The sequence below is a fragment of the Ileibacterium valens genome, from assembly GCF_001945525.1.
GTDB classification, from domain to species: domain Bacteria; phylum Bacillota_I; class Bacilli_A; order Erysipelotrichales; family Erysipelotrichaceae; genus Ileibacterium; species Ileibacterium valens.
Map to the genome: position 1 here is coordinate 1 of NZ_MPJW01000232.1, position 883 is coordinate 883.

Sequence of the window (883 nt, forward strand, 5' to 3'; positions counted from 1 at the left end):
CCTGTTCAATATCGAACAGACGGTCGATCAGGGACAGAACTTCTTCTGCCTGACTTCTGATGGCTTCATTTCTGCTGACCAGGTTTGCTTCGATGAAGTACCTTCTTGCATGAACCCAGCAGTTTGCTAGCTTCGCTCCTTTGACCTGGGAGTATCCGCTGTAGCCGTCAACCAGCAGAGTCCCCTTAAATCCTTCAAGGAACTCAGCTGCGAATCTGCCGCCCCGTCCCTGCTGGTAATCAAACAGAACAATGGGATACTCACAGATATCCGCTGTTCTGTACTGCCAGATATAGGATCGGATTTTCCTTCTCGTGACAGATTCGTTGATCACCCTGAGAGTCGTTTCATCCGCCTGGATGTGAGTGCTCGCAAGCAGAATCTGTCTGAGTCTGTCAAACAGAGGAGCAAAGTAAACCTGCGAAACTGAAATGATCCAGCTGCACAGAGTTCCTGAAGAAACGCTGAACATTCCCATTTCTCTGAACATCGTAATCAGAAGATTGGTGGGAATCTGATAGAGAATCTTGAAGGCGATCGCCATGGCAAGAAATGAGGAGGAAGCCCAGCTTCCGGGCAGAAGCGGCTTTGGAGCCTCGGCCTGAACGGGAGACAGTCCGCATTCACTGAGCGGAGTGTCACTGTCAGCAGCTTTTGCATGACAGTCAGGGCAGCCGTAAGTCACACCCACATACTCAATGACTCTGAGTCTGGGAAGTTCAACCTTAAGCTCGTAACGCAGATGCTTTTCTCCAAACGGAATGAGCTCATGACCACAGTATTCGCAGAACCTTTTGTCCTCATCGAGTTCTCTTACAACCTTTTCCACATCAATACCCATGCGTTCAATCATTTCTTTCAGCGTCGATCCGTTCTCAAGGGC

Annotated in this window: 1 protein-coding gene; it reads right to left on the reverse strand. The window is 49.4% G+C overall.

Features of this window, described 5'->3' with window-relative positions; genetic code table 11:
- On the reverse strand, nucleotides 1-883 hold an 883-nt coding region (tnpC, locus tag BO222_RS11285; protein WP_158024609.1), incomplete at both ends, for an IS66 family transposase.